The organism is Rheinheimera gaetbuli (genome assembly GCF_054781935.1).
In genome coordinates this window covers 15,090-33,125 of the sequence record NZ_BAAGTL010000024.1, presented here as the reverse complement: position 1 = coordinate 33,125, position 18,036 = coordinate 15,090, and the positions used below count along the sequence as shown (strand labels likewise).

Here is an 18,036-nt window from a genome sequence, read left to right as displayed (position 1 = left end):
GTATGACGAAACGTAAACTTATTTTTATTGGTATTGCCAGCTATTTGCTGTTCAGTCTGATACTGATGCCTGCCAGCTGGCTGGTTAAGTTGTTGCCAATACCGGCAGAGCTAAAATTGGGCAGGGTATCTGGCACCTTGTGGCAGGGTGAAGTCAGTGGTGGCCAATATGACTCATTGCGTTTTGACCGGCTGCGCTGGACACTAAGTGGTTGGGCGCTGTTCGCCGGCAAGGTGCAATTGGCACTGCACAGCGGTAGTTTGCAAAACCCGGCATTACCTTATATTAAAGGTGTCGTCAGCTATGGCTTCAGTGGTGCAGCTGTAAATGACACTATGCTGGCCATACCGGTGGCTCAGTTGATGCCCTTGTTACCATTGCCAATGCCGGTAGATGGCACTGGCGCGCTGGTGCTGGATATTAATGTCTATCAACAAGGAGTGCCGCTTTGCGACACTTTAACCGGCAATGCCAGCTGGCAGGATGCCCGGTTGCAAACACCCACAGGTACCTGGTTGGAGCTGCAAAGTTTGTTTGGTCAGCTCAGTTGTGACAAAGGTACTTTGGTGCTGACGACTGACAGTAATAACCTGCTGGGGCTTGATGTAAAAGCGGTGATAAATGCAGAACAGCTGTTGGTCAATGGCACACTAAAACCTGATGCCAGTATGCCGCAGGAAGTGCATCAAGCCATGCAATTCCTAGGCAAGCCCGATGTACAAGGGCGCTATCCTATTCGGTTATAAACTCGACGTTGACCAACTTAGTTGCGATAGTTACGGATATCATCCAATAGCACACTGTAATCAGTAATAGCCGGAAACTCTGTGATTTGCCTGCTTAATTGCTGGCTATCCGGGTTTGCTACCGCCAATAAGTGTTTAATGCCGTAGTCCTGTGCTGCTGTTAAAATTGGCAGGCTATCATCCACAAATAAGGTACGTTCCGGGTTAAAACCGAGACGCTGCTGCAACTTTTGCCAGAGCGCCGAATTTTCTTTGGTCACGCCAAATTCATGCGTCGAGATCAGCGTATCAATATAGTTTGCCAGTTCAGTGCGTTCAATTTTCAACGATAGGCTATCGGGATGGGCATTGGTTACTAAAGCTATCTGCCGACCGCTATGTTTGAGGGCGGTAAGAAATTCCGGCACATCGGCACGCATGGCAATTTTATGCATTACTTCGCGTTTTAGCTCAGTAATTGGCAGTTGTAACCTTTTGCCCCAATAATCCAGACAATACCATTCCAGTTTGCCGGTTAGCTCAGCATACTCGGCTTTTAACTGTGCCTCGGCTTCGCTGATACTGATGCCGCTGATCTGGGCCCAGCGCATCGGTAAATGTTGAAGCCAGAAATAATTATCAAAATGCAGGTCGAGCAGGGTGCCGTCCATATCCAGCAACACGGTATCAATTTGTGCCCAGTTCAGCATAGGTTTTTCCCGCTAATCGTTTTATAGTAAGGCCTTGGATTGTACCAGAGGTAGCAGCATGACGCAGCGGCACGATGACGAACAACCCGATAAACAAAAGCCACAGATCCTAAGTAGTGACATTGTCGCACAAAGCCGTTTGTTTAAAATAGAGCAACTCGAGCTGCGGTTTAGCAATGGTGAACTACGTACTTACGAGCGCATGCGTGGCAGTGGCCGCGGCGCGGTAATGATTATTGCCTGTCCTGATGCGGAGCATTTTTACCTGGTACGCGAGTACTGCGCCGGTACCCATGATTACCAGTTGGGTTTTCCTAAAGGTTTAATTGATCCGGGCGAAGACATTATTACCGCGGCTAACCGCGAGTTAAAAGAAGAAATCGGTTTTGGCGCCGGGCGCTTTGTACAGCTTAAGTCACTGGCATTAGCTCCCGGCTATTTTAATGCTACAATGCATATAGTGTTGGCCTTTGATTTATATCAACAAAGGCTGGAAGGCGACGAACCTGAGCCGCTGGAGCTGGTTCGTTGGTCGCGGCAACACAGCGCGGCGTTACTGCAGCAGGCAGATTTTACCGAAGCACGCAGTGTGGCGGCATTATTACTGGCACAGCAATATTTGGAAGCGAACCCGGATGTTTTTGAGCAAACTGCTTGAACCTGTCAAAGCGGCGGCGCGTGAAGCCGGAGCAACCTTATGGCAAATGTACCAAAGCGGTGACTTCCAGCAGCAGCAAAAAGCCGATCAAAGCCCGGTAACCTCAGCCGACCTCGCCGCCAACCGGATTATCCTCAATTGTTTGTCTGAACTTACGCCGGATATTCCGGTGATTTCGGAAGAGTCTTACTTAGTGCCGTTGGCGCAGAGACAAGATTGGCCGCGATACTGGCTGATTGACCCTATGGATGGTACTCAGGAGTTTGTTGCCCGAAGTGGTGATTTTGCTGTCAGTATTGCATTAGTAGAGCGAGGTTGGCCGGCTTTAGGTGTGATTTATTGGCCGAAGGAGGATGTATTATATTACGCCACCCGAGGCCATGGTGCATTTAAGCAACAGCGCAATCTAATCAATCGTATTCAGGTAAACCAGCATCAGCCGGGTAGCCGGTTAAAAATTGCCATTAGCCGGCGCCAGCCATTGCAGCCAATACAAGACCTGTTGCAATCTGACGACGTAGCAGACTATATCGCACTGGGTAGCTGTTCGTTGAAAAGCTGTTTAGTGGCAGAGGGAAAAGCCGACTGCTATTTACGGCTGGGGCCAACAGGAGAGTGGGATACCGGTGCCGTGCATGTAATAGTAGAAGAAGCTGGCGGTAAAATTCTCGACAGCGAATTTATGCCGCTTAGCTATAATCAGCGAGATACTTTGGCAAATCCGGACTTTATGGTGATAGGCCAGACTACAGTTCCCTGGTCTGAGTTGATTAAAGCACGCCGCACCGAACGACAGCTGATCAGTTAAAGCTGAAAACTTTCATAACTAGTTACAAAAACTGCATAGCTTTGCCCGATGCCAGTGCTGGCGCGGTTTTTGGCCAAATCTGACTCACTGTTAACTATCTTTTAGCAGGGAAAAACGCTATTATGGCGCTGGGTTTTTGCACGAAAAACATGAAACTGTGACAAAAACACCAGAAAGATAAGTCCGCCAGAGACTGCACCCTTACCTACAGTACCCTTAGGAGTTACATCATGTCCGAACTGGATCTGGGCCAATACGGCATCACAGATGTCACGGAAATCGTTTATAATCCTTCGTATGATCTGTTGTTTGCGGAAGAAACCCGCGCAGATTTGCATGGTTATGAACAAGGCAAACTGACTAAACTGGGCGCGGTTTCAGTCGATACCGGTATCTTTACTGGCCGCTCGCCAAAAGACAAATATATCGTTCGTGACGACACCACCCGTGACACTGTATGGTGGTCAGATCAAGGTAAAAACGACAATAAAGCCATTACGCCAGCTGTCTGGGCCGACTTGAAAGCGCTGGTAACCACACAGCTATCTGGCAAACGCTTGTTTGTAGTAGACACCTACTGTGGTGCCAATGCTGATACCCGTTTAGCGGTGCGGTTTATCACTGAAGTGGCCTGGCAGGCACACTTTGTAAAAAACATGTTTATTCGTCCAACTGATGCCGAGCTGGAAAGCTATAAGCCTGATTTCATCGTAATGAATGGCGCCAAATGCACAAACCCTGACTGGCAAAAGCATGGTCTTAATTCTGAAAACTTTGTTGCATTTAACCTGACCGAGCGTATTCAGCTGATTGGCGGTACCTGGTACGGCGGTGAAATGAAAAAAGGTATGTTCTCTATGATGAACTACTTTTTGCCATTACAAGGTATTGCTTCAATGCATTGTTCGGCTAACGTGGGCAAAGACGGTGATGTTGCCGTATTCTTTGGCTTGTCTGGTACCGGCAAAACTACCTTATCTACCGATCCTAAACGCCAGCTGATTGGTGACGATGAACATGGTTGGGACGATGATGGCGTGTTTAACTTTGAAGGTGGTTGTTACGCCAAAACCATTAGCCTATCAAAAGAGAACGAACCGGATATTTACAATGCTATTCGCCGCGATGCGCTGCTGGAAAACGTCACTGTGCACCCTGATGGCGAAATCGATTTTAACGACGGCTCAAAGACTGAAAATACCAGGGTGTCATACCCTATTTATCATATCGATAATATTGTTACGCCTATATCAAAAGCTGGCCATGCGAAGAAAGTTATCTTTTTAACTGCTGATGCTTTTGGTGTATTGCCGCCCGTATCTAAGCTAACTAAAGAGCAAGCCAAGTATCACTTCCTGTCTGGCTTTACCGCTAAGCTGGCAGGTACTGAGCGTGGCATTACTGAGCCAACGCCCACCTTCTCCAGTTGTTTTGGCGCAGCGTTTTTAAGCCTGCACCCAACTAAGTATGCAGAAGTGCTGGGCAAGCGTATGGCTGATTCCGGTGCCGAAGCTTACTTGGTTAATACTGGTTGGAATGGCACAGGCAAGCGTATTTCAATTAAAGCTACCCGCGCTATTATCGACGCTATTTTGGATGGCAGTATTGAAAACGCAGAGTTCGTCCAGTTACCCTACTTTAACCTGGCAATTCCGACGCATTTGCATGATGTCGAAGACGGCATTCTAGACCCGCGTGCCACCTATGCAAACACGGCAGACTGGGATGTTAAAGCCAAAGATCTGGCCAAGCGCTTTGTCGATAACTTTGTTAAGTTTACCGATAACGATGAAGGTAAAGCGTTGGTGGCAGCAGGGCCGCAGTTGTAAGTCATATTTATTGGCAAAAAGGTCGCTTCTGCGGCCTTTTTTATTGCTGTGAATTAATTCGCATTGATGCTGTTGTAAAAAATTAAAACAGTGCTGGCAGCCTTGTCTGCAACAGGCTAAAGTTAAACAAGTTTTGCCCGGCTTGGCCGCTTGCGGCCACTTGTCCGGAGCTATCAGGGTCATAACCAGCAGCAGAGGAACTAATGCTAAGAACTATAACCATACAAAAACGTTTACTGGCCGCTTTTGGCGTACTGGCATTGTTACTGGCCATTACTGGCTTGTTCAGTGTGCAAAGCTTGACTAAAGTTAGAGCACAGGCTGACATTGTCGAGACGAATCTGTTGCCATCTATAAATTCTCTTGGCCGAGTAAGGGGATTGTCAGCTGAAGCTAGAGCGATGACATTGCGGTTGCTGCTGGCAATTGACCTTAGTCAGGAATCAGCAACTTTTCAAAAAATTGAAGAATTGACAAAGCGAAAAGTTGAAGCCGTTAATCAAAATGCTCTTTATATATCTTTGCCTGAAGAAAGAACGTTGTTTGAAGAATTTAAATCTGTAGATGCTGAGTATGTCGATTTGCAGCAGAAATCGCTTGAATTTTTAAGGAAAGAGGAGCTTGGTGCGGCACAGGATCTGCTTGATCAGATGAACCCACTCGCGGATAAAATTAGCGATTTGTTGAAAGATCTGACAAGAGTAAATACGGATGCAGCCGAAAAGGCACGTAATGATTCTTTAGCAACATATAATAATGCAAAGTGGGCAGTTTCTGTTTTAATAGTTGTCTCGGTTGTTATTGCGATTTTGGTTGCGTTACTTATATCTCGTAGTATTAATTCGCCCTTAGCACAGGCAGTGGAGTCAGCACGTTATATCGCAGATGGCGATCTCACCCAACCGTTAACAGTTGAAGGCCGTGATGAATTAACTGAGTTGGCGCAGGCGCTGAAACAAATGCAGCAAAAGTTGCGTGATGCTATTGGCCACATTGCCAGCTCTTCCAGCCAGCTGGCATCGGCGGCAGAGCAATTAAACGTGATCACCGATGAATCAGCTAAAGCACTGCAATTGCAGAACGATGAAGTGCAACAAGCAGCAACAGCGATTACCGAAATGAGTTCTGCGGTAGATGAAGTAGCAGGTACTGCATTGCAAACGTCGGAGGCGTCATCGCAGTCGGCAAATTTGGCCAAAGATGGCACGCAAAAAGTGGCCCAGACCAGCAGCGTAATCGAAAAAATGAATGCGGATGTACGGCAGAGCACCAACGTTATCAATACGCTGGCAGAAAAAGTAGCATCAATTAATCAGGTACTCGAAGTGATCCGCAGTGTTGCTGATCAAACCAATTTGTTAGCGTTAAATGCTGCGATTGAAGCGGCCAGAGCTGGTGAAGCCGGCCGTGGTTTTGCGGTGGTAGCTGATGAAGTACGTAGTTTGGCGCACCGTACGCAAACGTCTACAGGTGAAATTGAGCAGATGATTCAGCAGGTGCAAAATTCCGCAAAAGAAGCGGTAAATGCCATGCAATTAATTAGTGGTAATGCTGACAATGCGCAAAGTGTGGCGAAGTCAGCGGCTGATGCGCTGGAACTGATAGCCGAGAATATTATGGCGATTAGTGATCAGAACCATGTAATTGCCGGTGCTGCGGAAGAGCAGTCAAAAGTAGCACGTGAGATAGACCGGAATATTGTTACCATCAGTGACTTAGCCGCTCAAACAGCTGACGGCTCCAGCCAAACCACCGCCAGTGCCAGTGAACTAACCCGCCTGGCAATTGAACTGAATTCGCTGGTCAGTAAGTTTAAAGTGTAACGCTTTCTGTTGCTTACTTAAAACAGAACAGGCCGCGATTGCGGCCTGTTTTGTTTTGGTGATGCAACTCAGTCGTCAGACATATGCTTTAGTTTATGTTCCCAGCGGCGCTTGGCAAAACGGCGCATATTAGGGATATCATCGGTTTCGTCCATAATTGGCTGGCCGATAATGGTTTCTATCACGTCTTCCATCGTCACTAAGCCCAGCCAGCTGCCGTATTCGTCGTATACTAAACACATATGCTGGCGCTCGTGCATCAACTGCGTCATCAGCTGCTCGGCGCTAATCTTGTCAGAAATCACTTTTACCGGTTTCATTAAATCGGCGACGGTTTTCTGGTCGGTAATATCCAGCATGTCGTAGCGAAAGGCGATACCCAGCGGCGCTTCATCTTTATCCAATACCGGATAGCGCGAGAACTGGCCTACTTTGACCCGTTCAGCAAAAGCGTCCAATGGTTCTTCTGGCGAGGCGGTTTCGCATACGGTACGCGGTGTCATAATATCGCGCACTTTAATGTCGTGCAGATCAAGAATATTGGCAATAACGCGCTGTTCGTCTTCATCCAGTTTATTTAGCTCGCGGCCTAATACCGTCAGGGCTTTAATTTCCTGGCGTAAATCGTGTTCATGCTGGCCGCCGCCGAACAGCTTCATAATTTGATCTGATAACCAGATAAACGGCTTTAGCATTGTGATCATAGCGTTAAGCACCGAAGGTAGCACCGGTGCCAGTTTTGGCCAGTAACGCGCTCCAATGGTTTTCGGCATAATTTCAGACAGCACCAGAATAAGAATGGTCATGATCGCTGAAGTAATACCCAAATAGCCGTTGCCAAATACGATTGTCACCTGAGCACCAACGCCGGTTGCACCTACAGTATGCGCAACCGTGTTTAGCGTAAGAATGGCCGCCAGAGGTTGGTCAATCTTATCTTTTAACACTTTGAGCTGTTCATACAGCTTAGGCCTGGTCAGCTTTTGCTGGGCAATATAACTAGGGGTAATCGATAGCAGGGCAGCTTCGAGAATAGAACAAACAAAAGATACCGCAATTGACAAAACAGCAAAGGCAATTAAAAGGCTCATATAGGTTGGTTACAACACTCCGTTTTACTAACACTACAGCAGTATACTGAGAGTGGATCAAGAATGCGAGCCGATATACAACCGGCCCGCCACCGATGTATTACTGCTCAGTGACCTGATACACCGTTACGTTACCGCTGACTTCGTTACCAATAATCAGTAATGAGTTGCCATTCGGGCTGTCGCTGGCCGGCACAAACTTAATGCTCTCCGGGCCTAAATCGCCTGCCATAGGCACCTCGGTACAGTCCATACCTTCAGTGGTATCGCACGGCTCGGCTAAGTCGTCGTCTAGCTCGAAATTCACGTCAAAGTCGCGGTTAATGTAATGGCTTACAAACGTTGCCTGGAATGGGTTTGTGACATCATAAACAAATAGATCACCGCTACGCTCCTGAGCAATAAAGGCATAGGTGCGGCCTTCGATAGTGCCGACATCAATAGCTTCCGGTTCGCCACCTTTGTCGTCAGAACGGTTATCACCTTTGTTTTCGGTATGAGCGCTGTTAAAGTTATTACCCAAAATGGCGGCTGAGATACGGCCAAAATCATCACCTGAATCGTATACCATGTTGACGTTCTGGTCCCAGATTGAAAACGAGCGCGCACCATAGGCATAAAGCTTTTCTACTACACCATCGTTATCTGGGTCGACCAGTGCTGCAGTGACTTTTAACCGACCTAAGCCATCATCGCCGCCGGTTGCGTCGTACAACGCCTGTAATTCTGTACTGAAGGTTTTGTTAAGTTCGTCCGGGTCGATAATATCGGCAGCGCGGATATCTTCCGAGTAAGCATCCCAATCGCGCGAGTCGCCTTCATTAGCCGAGACAATAAAGGTCGCGCCATTCCATTGATAAGAGGCAATTGAATCCGGCTGGTACATGCCGTAGACGTTCGGCAGTTTGCGAAATGACGCCACTTCGTCTTTGTTGGTGTAATCAATCAGGTACTGTCCCCAGTCTTTCATCCCCAGTGCTTTAACTTCAATGGTCATATCCGTTAAATCGATAATGCCAATGGCATTGGCTTCTTGCAGCGACACCCAGGCTTTTTTGCTATCTGCGGCGACAGTGATGTACTCCGGCTCTAAATCTTGTGCCACTGTAGTGCCTACCGGGCCGGCAAATTTTACACCGGCTGTTTGCAACAATGCTCGCCGTTTGGCGTCAGTGTTGTAGTCGCTGGCAGAGAGTAAGTCAGAGCTAAACACGATATCGGTGGTCAGATTTATCGTTTTTGCCACGTCTGCCGGTACGCCGTTCGTTAGGCTTATCACCGAAATGCTGCCCTCTGGGTCAGTGGTGTAATCGGTATCTGGTTCACCTTCGTTGGCCACCAGCACCATGCTGCCGTCTGGGGTAAAAGTGACCATGTCGGGTAAGGCACCGGCAGCGACTGCTTTAACAAAGCTGCCACCACCAGTAGCATTCAGGTTATAAAACAACACTGCGCCATTATTGGTTTTCAGCGGCGCGGCTACTGCTATCGCCAGCATATCGTTGAATATGGCAATTGAATTGGCTTCACCCAGGGCGATAGTTACATCAGTACCATCGCTGTTTTTCAGCGTTACGCTGTCAGGAAAAGTAAAAGGCACCGAGCTTAAGCTATCGTCGGTAATACCGTTACCGACAGCAGCGATGGGCAGATTGGCTAACGATATCACCTCAATACGGTTTTCTGCGGCATTAACAGCAAAGGCAGAATTTGATGCTTTATGAAACTGCACAATTTCGGCGGCAGATTTGCCATAAATGCCGGTGTTAAAACGGCCTACTACTTCAATATTAAGTTCGCGTGGTAAATTTTTACCCGGTTGACCAGTTTGGCCGCTGTTACCGGTTGGCCCGGCTGGGCCAGTAGCACCGACGGCGCCGTCATCACCGTCCAGCGAGCAACCAGACAGTACTGTAATAATACTTAAAGCGAGCAGTGAGCGTTTTAACATGCTGAACATCCAGAGTTTATTATGAGATTAATAAACCAGTTTCAGCATTTGGCATGACATTTTAATGTAAACAGAATGATGTTTTTATGACACGCCAGGTGATTCGGCTTGTTGTTGTAAAAACAGCTGCTTGGGCATCAGGTTAATGCTTTCATGCAACTCTGAATACACTATTACCACCTCGCCGCTTTTTAACTGGCGCTGTACCATCGCCACTTTTTCTGCCATCGCCATTTCCTGTTCGCCATAATCTGTGCCTTCGCGCAGCACATAGTATTCGATCAGGTTGTTTAGCGTGTCTTCTGCGATATCGGTATAAGGAATAATCATTTAATTAACTGCTCAATAATAAACTGTGGAATACGCTGGTTAAGCCAGAACTTTGGTTTTAGCACACTACCATAAACAAAGCCGACATGGCCGCCGCCGCTGGTCAGCTCATAGTGAATATGTGGACTGAGTTCATCAGGTTTGGGGATCACTTCGTCAGATAAAAATGGGTCATCTTTGGCATGGATGATCAACGTAGGTATATGGATATGGCGCAAAAATGCTTTACTGCTTGCTTTGCTGTAATAGTCCTGTGCATTTGCAAAGCCATGCACCGGCGCGGTGTAATGCTCGTCAAACTGCTCGATGCTGCTAAAACCCTGCACCTGCTGTGGCGTTAACGGCAACGGAAAATCGCTAAATTGCTGCAGTTTCGCCAGGGTGCTGCGTTTTAACCGGTCGAGTAAGTAACGCTGATACAGTTTGCTGGCGCCGCTGTTAATACGTTTGGCGCAGGCCGCCAAGGATAATGGTGGGCATACTGCGACTGCAGCAGCCAGCGGATTGTGTAAGGCCTGTTCGCCACAGTATTTCAGCAATACATTACCACCCAGCGAATAACCCACTGCCACTAATGGCCGGTTGGGGTAACGCTGTTTTACTTCGCTTATCACCAACGCGGCATCTGCGGTATCGCCACTGTGATAAGCGCGCGGTAATTTATTCGGCGCGCCGTTGCAACCACGAAAGTGCATCAGTACGGCCGGCCACTTAAGTGTGTGGCACTGTGCCAACATGGCCTGAATATAGTGGCTGTTAATATCACCGGCCAAACCATGCAGTAAAATCAGCAACGGGGCGTTATCGTCGGTGGCTGCGATGGTTAACCAATTAAGCTGGATTTCATCGCCGTCGGGTAAGCTAAACATTTCAGACAGGGTGCTAACCTGCTGTTTCGGGCTTAAATATTTGGCAAAAATGGTTTGAAGATGGGCGTGCTTTAACCACCAGGCAGGCTGAAATGGGCTTTGGCTTACTGGTCTGATCTGGGCTTGCAAATTAGTTTATCCTGATAAACAATGAGTTCACTTTTACAGCAGGTGCGGCACTATGGATCGGCGCAAATTTATCTTAACCGGCATTAGCTTAGGTGCAGCAGCAAGCCTGGGTAGTGGTTTAGCTATCTGGGGCTGGCAGCACAGCCTGGCGCCCGATAGCAGCAATCGCGATCTGGTGTTATCGGCGTTGTTACCGGCGCTATTGTACGGTGCTTTACCACAAGATGCGACCATGGCTGCAGCCGGGCTTGAGCGCACGAAAACCGCCATCAGCGATTTTATGCCGTTTTTACCACTGCGCCAGCAGCAGGAACTACACCAGTTGTTTAATCTGCTGGCTAACCGGATCAGCCTGCTTGGCCTGAGCGGTCATCTTAGCAGCCTACCGGAGCTTAGTATTGCTCAGCGGCTGCAATTGCTAAGCCAGTGGCGCGACAGTTACCTGGCGCTATTGCAACAAGCCTACCATGGCCTGCGCGAGCTGTTATATGGCGCCTATTATGGTCAAAGCGAGCACTGGCAAGCGCTGGCTTATACCGCGCCGAGGTTTCGCTGATATGGCTCAGGTACAAGGAAATCCACACTTCGCCGCCTTCGACAGCACGTCCCTGTGCTGTCTCAGCCTGCGCGGCATCCCTGCCGCTGCTGCGTGCGGACACCTTGTACCGTCGCGGATGGGCCGTTTCAGTTATCGCAGATAAAGAGATTACAACATGCCAGCTAACCATTTAGATGCCAGCCAATTTACGCAAGATATGCAGTTTGACACCGATATCGTGATTATCGGCTCGGGTGCCGGTGGTGGTATCGCTGCTGAGCAATTGGCGCAGGTGGGCTTTAATGTAATGCTGCTGGAAGAAGGTGCTTACTACACCCGCGATGATTTTGTTATGCAAGAGCGTTGGGCTTACCCGCAGCTATATCAGGAAGGTGCCGCGCGTAAGACCCGCGATCAGGCGATTGGCATTCTCCAGGGCCGTACCGTCGGCGGCTCGACCACAGTAAACTGGACTACCTCTATCCGTACGCCCAAACCAACGCTGGATTACTGGCAGCAAGAGTTTGGCCTCAACTTTAGCGGCGATAACGACTTAACGCCTTATTTTGTTAACGCCGAACAGCAGCTGCATATTCATCAGTGGCCAATACCGCCCAATGCCAATAATGCTAAGTTGCAGCAGGGCTGTGAAAAACTGGGCTGGCAGTACACGGTAATTAACCGAAACGTTAATGGTTGCGCCAATTTAGGCTACTGCGGTATGGGCTGCCCGATTAACGCCAAGCAGTCGATGCTGGTAAGTACTATACCGGCGGCGATGGTATTGGGCGCCACGTTAATTTCGCGGATTTCGGTGCGCCAGCTGCATTGGCAGGACGATAGTATTTCCAGCATCACGGCCGTGCCGGTTGATCAGCACTTTCAGCCACGTAGCGATATTCGTATCCGTATTACAGCAAAACACTATATTGTCGCCGCTGGCGCTATTGGTTCACCGGCATTGCTGCTGCGCTCAAAAGTGCCTAACCCGTCTGGACGCTTGGGTAAACATACCTATTTACACCCAACAGTGATTTCTGGCGCCATATTCGATGAGGCTATCAACGGCCACAGTGGCGCGCCGCAGTCAATTTATTCCGATCAGTTTGTCTGGCCTGCAGGCATGCAACCGGGTTTTAAACTGGAAGTGCCGCCACTGCACCCGGTGTTAATGGCCACAAAGCTAACCGGCACCGGCGGGCAGCATGCTGCCTTAATGCAGCAATTTAACAAGTTGCAGGTGACTATCGCGCTGCTGCGCGATGGTTTTCATCCGCACAGTCAGGGCGGCACAGTGCAACTGGATGATGCCGGCCAACCGGTGCTGGATTACCCGATTACAGATTATTTATGGCAGGGCATGCGCCAGGCGCTGTTGGCGATGGCGCAGTTGCAGTTTGCCGCAGGTGCTAAGCAGGTATTGCCAATTCACCACGATGCCAAATTGTATAGCAGCTGGCCAGAGGCTGAAGCGGCAATAAAGCAGTTATCGATGCATAAACTGCGTCAAACTGTGGTGTCAGCCCATGTTATGGGTGGTTGCAATATGAGTGCCAGCCCAACCAAAGGCGTGGTCAACCAAAACGGTCGCCACCATCAACTGCGTAATCTATCTGTGTTTGACGGCTCGATATTACCGACCAGCCTGGGCGCTAACCCGCAATTAACTATTTATGCGCTGGTATGGCGTAATTGCCAACAGCTTGCAGCTGAACTCAGCAGCATATAACTTTGGATGTCATTTTTTGCGGCGTTGTTTTTCAATGCAGCTTAGCTCAAAACGGACTGATTTTTTGCTGAAAATCAGCACATACTGCCTGCTAACCGGCCAAAGCCGTGCTAAGGTTGATAAAAATTTTGCGTAATGTTGCGCCGGCACATGACAACAGATAGCTATAAAGCGCTAAGTAACTATATTGATCTGCTATTGGATGCCATTTGCGTGGTAGATAAGTTCGGCCGCTTTGAATTTGTCAGCGCCGGTGCCGAACGTATTTTTGGTTATACGCGGCCTGAAATGCTGGGGCGGCCGATGATTGAGCTGGTACATCCGGATGATCGTGAGCGTACGCTAAAAGCAGCTGAAGAGATTAACGGCGGTGCAGTGAAAATTGATTTTGAAAACCGTTATATCCGCAAAGATGGCCAAATAGTGCATTTGCTGTGGTCGGCACGCTGGTCGGCCAGCGATAAGCGCCGGGTCGCGGTAGCGCGTGATATCTCCCGCAGTAAAAAAATTGAGGCACGCCAGGCGGCTTTATATGCCATTTCAGAGGCCGCTTTTGCCTGTGATAATTTAACTGCACTTTACCAGTGTATTCAGCGCATTATTGCAGACCTGATGCCGATGAGCCGATTTGCCATAGTGTTACCTGGATCCGCTGATGGCAGCTTAAGTTATGCGCACGATACGCAATTGCCGGTCATGCTGGAAACCATTAACCACTGTGATGTGCTGGCGCTGTGTGCCGAAGTAATGCGCCGCTCGGAAACAATACTACTTACCAGCGGCAATCAGGCTGAGTTTGCACCCAAGCTACAGCAATTGGTCGGCGGGCAGGCGATAAACTGGCTCGGTGTGCCACTTAAATCTCAAACTGAGGTTATCGGTGCGCTAATGGTGCAGAACACTGTCACCGCGAGTGCTTACAGTAGCAGTGAGGTTGAATTACTGGAGTTTGTATCAGTACAGGTAGCGGTAGCCATAGAGCGTAAGCAGATGTTGCAACGGTTGCAGCGCAATGCATTGTACGATCAACTTACAGCGCTGCCGAACCGGGAGTTATTCTACGATCGTTTGCAACTGGCGCTGGCGCGGGCCGATCGTGAGCAAGGTCAGTTTGCCTTGCTATATCTGGATTTGGATAAATTTAAGCAGATTAATGATCAGCATGGTCATCATGTTGGTGATGAACTATTACAGCATACCGCGCAGCGTATAGTAGCCAGTTTGCGCCACAGTGATACGGTAGCGCGGTTTGGCGGTGATGAGTTTGTTATTCTGCTTGAGCAGGTAGACAGCGCTGCCAGCGCCTTATTGTTATCCGAAAAGGTAAGGCTGGCGCTGGATAAACCCTTTGCATTGGCAGGCCAATTGCTACAGATATCACCCAGCATTGGTGTTGCCTTGTACCCAGTACATGGTGCCGATGTTAAAGCGCTGCTGCTTTTAGCCGACAGCGCTATGTACCACGCAAAAAGACAGGGTGGTAACCGGGTGTTGTTAAACCAGTCTGCGCAGCAGAAAAATACAGCTTAGTGTGTCAGGCTAACATTGCTTGTCAATATCGACAATGCCACTGCCTCGGCTACCTTAATACCATCAATACCGGCCGATAAAATACCACCAGCATAGCCAGCTCCTTCCCCTGCAGGATACAGCCCTTTGATATTGACGCTTTGATAATCAGCACCGCGTTTAATGCAAATAGGCGAAGAGGTGCGGGTTTCTACGCCGGTTAGCAAGCCATCAGCTTTGGCAAAACCTTTAATCTGGTTGTCAAAGGCAGGTATCGCTTCGCGAATGGCGGCAATGGCAAACTCTGGCAGAACCTGTGCTAAATCGGTTAGCCTGATATTGGGTGTATATGAGGGTTTAACTTCGCCCAGCTCGGTCGATGGTATACCTGCCAGAAAATCGCCAATTCGCTGCGCTGGCGCATGGTAGTTCTCTCCACCCACTTTAAAGGCAAGTTGCTCCAGTTGGCGTTGTAAGGCAATGCCGGCCAGTGGGTGGCCGGGGTAATCGCGCTCTGGGTCTATGCCGACCACTATGGCACTGTTGGCGTTACGTTCGTGGCGTGAATACTGGCTCATACCGTTGGTAACTACACCGCCGGTTTCAGAGGCAGCAGCTACTACGGTACCGCCAGGACACATACAAAAGCTGTATACACTGCGGCCATTGCTACAATGGTGTACCAGTTTGTAGTCGGCGGCGCCCAAAATTGGGTTGCCTGCATTGGGGCCGAAGCGACATTCGTCAATCATCGATTGTTCATGTTCGATACGAAAGCCAATCGAGAACGGCTTAGCTTCAACATAAACCCCTTTATCGTACAACATGTGAAAGGTATCACGAGCACTATGGCCTACAGCCAACACGACGTGCTTGCTAAACAGCTGCTCGCCGGTCGAAAGCGTTAATCCGCTGATCTGGCCGTTATCGATATGCAAGTCATCGACCCTGCTACTAAAGCGAATCTCACCCCCGAGCTCAATAATTTTTGCCCGCATTTTTTCTACCATCGCTACCAGTTTAAAGGTGCCGATATGTGGCTTACTAACGTACATAATCTCCTCTGGCGCGCCGGCGGCAACAAATTCACTCATTACTTTTCGGCCATAGTGCTTCGGATCTTTTACCTGACTGTACAGCTTGCCATCAGAAAAGGTACCTGCGCCACCTTCACCGTACTGCACGTTTGATTCGGGGTTAAGTTCTTTACCACGCCAAAAACCAAAGGTGTCTTTGGTTCGCTCCCGCACTTCTTTACCGCGCTCGAGGATAATTGGCTTAAAGCCCATTTGTGCCAACAGTAAGCCAGCAAATAAACCGCAGGGGCCAAGACCAATCACAATAGGGCGCTCTGTTAATTGTTCCGGTGCTTGAGCAACAAACTTATAGCTGGTGTCAGGTGTTGGTTTAACATGCTGATCTTTAGCGAACTTTTTTAGCAACGCTGCTTCGTTATCTACTTCGATGTCCAGCGTGTATATAAGCTGGATAGCGGTTTTTTTTCGCGCGTCGAAACCGCGTTTAAATACCGTAACGTTGTGTAGCTGTTCGGGTTTTAGTTCAAGTTTTTGCAGAATAGCGGTGTTGATCGCATTTTCATCATGGTCTAGCGGCAGTTTAATTTCGGTGAGGCGCAGCATAAGAGTTCCGTATCGGTGTCATTGCTGCCAGGTTAATTCCTGGCAGCTCACAAGATAGAACTATTTTACGTTAATGCTGTGGTAAGGGGTAACCCTTTATGTTGCTCAGTGGTAGAAATGGCTTATGGTTTTTCTGCCTGCTGACGAACCAGTTGATCCATAAAACGCACACCCCAGCCCTGAGACCCTTTAGGGGCGACAGGCGTGGCCTCATTTAGCCAATCTACACCCGCTATATCCAGATGCACCCATGGAAGCTGCTCATCGACAAAGGTGGCAACGACCGCTGCGCCAATACTGGCTCCCGGATCGCCTGCGCCAGAGTTTTTGATATCTGCGATCTCAGATTTTATCTGTTTAAAATGATTGGGGTGTAGCGGTAATGGCCATACTTCCTCGCCACTACGTTTACCTACCGCCATCATTTCTACACTCAGATCCCAGTCACGAGTAACAAGAGCGGCGTATTCGTCACTTAGTGCCCGAGCGGCTGAACCGGTTAAGGTGGCAATATTAAGCAACATGCCAGGTTTGTATTCCTGTTGTGCATAACGCACAGCATCAGCCAAAATCAGCCTGCCTTCTGCATCGGTAGAGATAATTTCGATAGTGGTGCCTTGCATTGTGGTTAACACATCGCCCGGACGAATGGCATTGCCTGCGGGCATATTTTCGGCTAGTGGCATAATACCGATCAGGTTTATTTTTTCTCCACGAGATGCGACCGCCAGCATGGTGCCCGCAACAGCTGCTGCACCTGACAAATCGGATTTCATGGCCCACATACCATCGTTAGGCTTGATACTAATTCCACCGGTGTCAAATGTAATGCCTTTACCCACTAAAGCTGTAGGCGCACTGCTTTTACTGGTACCTTTGTACTCAATAACCAGTAATTTGGGTTCATGCACCGAGCCAAGACCCACACCGATCAGGGCTCCCATATTGTGCTTTTGCATATCTTTTAGGTTAAGTACGGTGATTTTTGTATTTTTTATACCTGAAAATTTAGCCGTTACCCGCTCAACAAAAGTTTGCGGGTAGATGCTTTTGCCAGGCTCTGATGCTAAATCTCTGGCTAAATAGATCCCTGCAACAACATATTGCAAATCATTTTGATACAATGCCGCGGAAGCGTTATTAGTGGTATGGAATGTTAACCGGCGCGGGGACGTTTTTGCGTCAGCCTTTTTATAGATATCAAAGTGATAATCCCGCATGCTGGCGCCCATTGCAATATACGCCTCAGGTGCTGTCACATCGGTTTTTACATCATCACTAAACATTGCGATAGGTTGTTCGCCATTTGCCGGGAAAGTCGAGACAGCATAGCCCCCAAGCTGCTGCAATTGCGCCTGAGATAACGCTTTATCTGCACTTACCACAACCGTAATTTGGTTAAATGGGCTTAAGCCATAAAAGATTTTGCTTTGGCCAAACGTGTTTTTTAGGCCAGAGGCTTTTACCGCTGCACTCAAACGGCCCTCGGTTAACTTATCAACTTGTGCTGCACTACCGCTTAATTGCGTAACGTCAGTAACAAACAACGCCAGTTGTTGTTGGCTTTTTAGGTTGAGCTCAGAGAATTCCACCTTTGGCATTGCCGCACTGTATGCGCTAAACACCAGCGGCAGCAGTAATAGGAGCAGATTTTTCATTTTATTGTTTCCATGTTGATTAAAAACGTTGAACACTAC

The 18,036-nt window shown here is 48.6% G+C and carries 15 protein-coding genes; 8 read left to right on the top strand and 7 right to left on the bottom strand.

Annotation, left to right across the window (positions count from 1 at the left end; genetic code table 11):
• The first annotated feature begins 2 nt into the window (after nucleotides 1–2).
• Entirely contained in the window at nucleotides 3–746 is a 744-nt protein-coding gene (locus ACYVIC_RS13860; protein ID WP_460860862.1) for a type II secretion system protein N, read from the top strand.
• 17 nt (nucleotides 747–763) lie between these two features.
• Here ACYVIC_RS13860 and yrfG read toward each other — a convergent pair whose 3' ends face one another.
• Complete coding sequence (gene yrfG, locus ACYVIC_RS13855; RefSeq protein WP_460860860.1) at nucleotides 764–1,435, bottom strand: GMP/IMP nucleotidase; 672 nt, start codon at nucleotides 1,433–1,435, stop codon at nucleotides 764–766.
• A gap of 58 nt (nucleotides 1,436–1,493) precedes the next feature.
• Here yrfG and nudE point away from each other — a divergent pair, with 58 nt between their 5' ends.
• The 4 genes from nudE to ACYVIC_RS13835 all read left to right on the top strand — a co-directional run bounded on the left by nudE (nucleotide 1,494) and on the right by ACYVIC_RS13835 (nucleotide 6,553).
• Nucleotides 1,494–2,093, top strand: coding sequence for an ADP compounds hydrolase NudE (nudE, locus tag ACYVIC_RS13850; RefSeq protein ID WP_460860858.1), 600 nt, complete (start codon nucleotides 1,494–1,496; stop codon nucleotides 2,091–2,093).
• Nucleotides 2,071–2,901 (top strand): 3'(2'),5'-bisphosphate nucleotidase CysQ, encoded by an 831-nt coding sequence (gene cysQ / locus ACYVIC_RS13845; RefSeq protein WP_460860856.1) that lies wholly within the window; start codon nucleotides 2,071–2,073, stop codon nucleotides 2,899–2,901. The genes nudE and cysQ overlap by 23 nt, the downstream gene beginning before the upstream one ends.
• Before the next feature lie 230 nt (nucleotides 2,902–3,131).
• Complete coding sequence (gene pckA / locus ACYVIC_RS13840) at nucleotides 3,132–4,730, top strand: phosphoenolpyruvate carboxykinase (ATP) (RefSeq protein WP_460860854.1); 1,599 nt, start codon at nucleotides 3,132–3,134, stop codon at nucleotides 4,728–4,730.
• A 203-nt stretch (nucleotides 4,731–4,933) separates the two neighbouring features.
• The gene (locus ACYVIC_RS13835) at nucleotides 4,934–6,553 is read left to right on the top strand and encodes a methyl-accepting chemotaxis protein (protein WP_460860852.1); all 1,620 of its coding nucleotides are present in this window, start codon (nucleotides 4,934–4,936) and stop codon (nucleotides 6,551–6,553) included.
• Between the two features lie 68 nt (nucleotides 6,554–6,621).
• Here the strand turns inward: ACYVIC_RS13835 and ACYVIC_RS13830 are convergent, their stop codons facing one another.
• The 4 genes from ACYVIC_RS13830 to ACYVIC_RS13815 all read right to left on the bottom strand — a co-directional run bounded on the left by ACYVIC_RS13830 (nucleotide 6,622) and on the right by ACYVIC_RS13815 (nucleotide 10,923).
• Nucleotides 6,622–7,644: a CNNM domain-containing protein gene (locus ACYVIC_RS13830; RefSeq protein ID WP_460860850.1), complete on the bottom strand. Its 1,023-nt coding sequence runs from the start codon at nucleotides 7,642–7,644 to the stop codon at nucleotides 6,622–6,624.
• A gap of 100 nt (nucleotides 7,645–7,744) precedes the next feature.
• Nucleotides 7,745–9,595 carry a choice-of-anchor I family protein gene (locus tag ACYVIC_RS13825; protein ID WP_460860849.1) on the bottom strand — a complete coding sequence of 617 codons (1,851 nt, stop codon included), beginning with the start codon at nucleotides 9,593–9,595 and terminating at the stop codon, nucleotides 7,745–7,747.
• Nucleotides 9,596–9,679: 84 nt separating this feature from the next.
• Nucleotides 9,680–9,925, bottom strand: coding sequence for a YheU family protein (locus ACYVIC_RS13820; protein ID WP_460860846.1), 246 nt, complete (start codon nucleotides 9,923–9,925; stop codon nucleotides 9,680–9,682).
• Complete coding sequence (locus tag ACYVIC_RS13815) at nucleotides 9,922–10,923, bottom strand: hydrolase (protein ID WP_460860845.1); 1,002 nt, start codon at nucleotides 10,921–10,923, stop codon at nucleotides 9,922–9,924. Before ACYVIC_RS13815 ends, ACYVIC_RS13820 begins: the two co-directional genes overlap by 4 nt.
• 52 nt (nucleotides 10,924–10,975) lie before the next feature.
• Here ACYVIC_RS13815 and ACYVIC_RS13810 point away from each other — a divergent pair, with 52 nt between their 5' ends.
• From ACYVIC_RS13810 to ACYVIC_RS13800, 3 genes are all read left to right on the top strand, one after another.
• A complete protein-coding gene (locus tag ACYVIC_RS13810) occupies nucleotides 10,976–11,479 on the top strand; it encodes a hypothetical protein (protein ID WP_460860843.1) in 504 nt (167 codons plus the stop codon).
• Between the two features lie 157 nt (nucleotides 11,480–11,636).
• Nucleotides 11,637–13,190 carry a GMC family oxidoreductase N-terminal domain-containing protein gene (locus tag ACYVIC_RS13805; protein ID WP_460860842.1) on the top strand — a complete coding sequence of 518 codons (1,554 nt, stop codon included), beginning with the start codon at nucleotides 11,637–11,639 and terminating at the stop codon, nucleotides 13,188–13,190.
• Between the two features lie 150 nt (nucleotides 13,191–13,340).
• Nucleotides 13,341–14,720 (top strand): sensor domain-containing protein, encoded by a 1,380-nt coding sequence (locus tag ACYVIC_RS13800; protein ID WP_460860840.1) that lies wholly within the window; start codon nucleotides 13,341–13,343, stop codon nucleotides 14,718–14,720.
• Here ACYVIC_RS13800 and ACYVIC_RS13795 read toward each other — a convergent pair.
• Both ACYVIC_RS13795 and ACYVIC_RS13790 read right to left on the bottom strand, forming a co-directional pair.
• Entirely contained in the window at nucleotides 14,717–16,339 is a 1,623-nt protein-coding gene (locus ACYVIC_RS13795) for an NAD(P)/FAD-dependent oxidoreductase (protein ID WP_460860838.1), read from the bottom strand. The genes ACYVIC_RS13800 and ACYVIC_RS13795 overlap by 4 nt on opposite strands.
• 122 nt (nucleotides 16,340–16,461) lie before the next feature.
• Nucleotides 16,462–17,997, bottom strand: a complete 1,536-nt coding sequence (locus ACYVIC_RS13790) for a leucyl aminopeptidase family protein (RefSeq protein WP_460860836.1) — start codon at nucleotides 17,995–17,997, stop codon at nucleotides 16,462–16,464.
• Nucleotides 17,998–18,036: the final 39 nt, after the last annotated feature.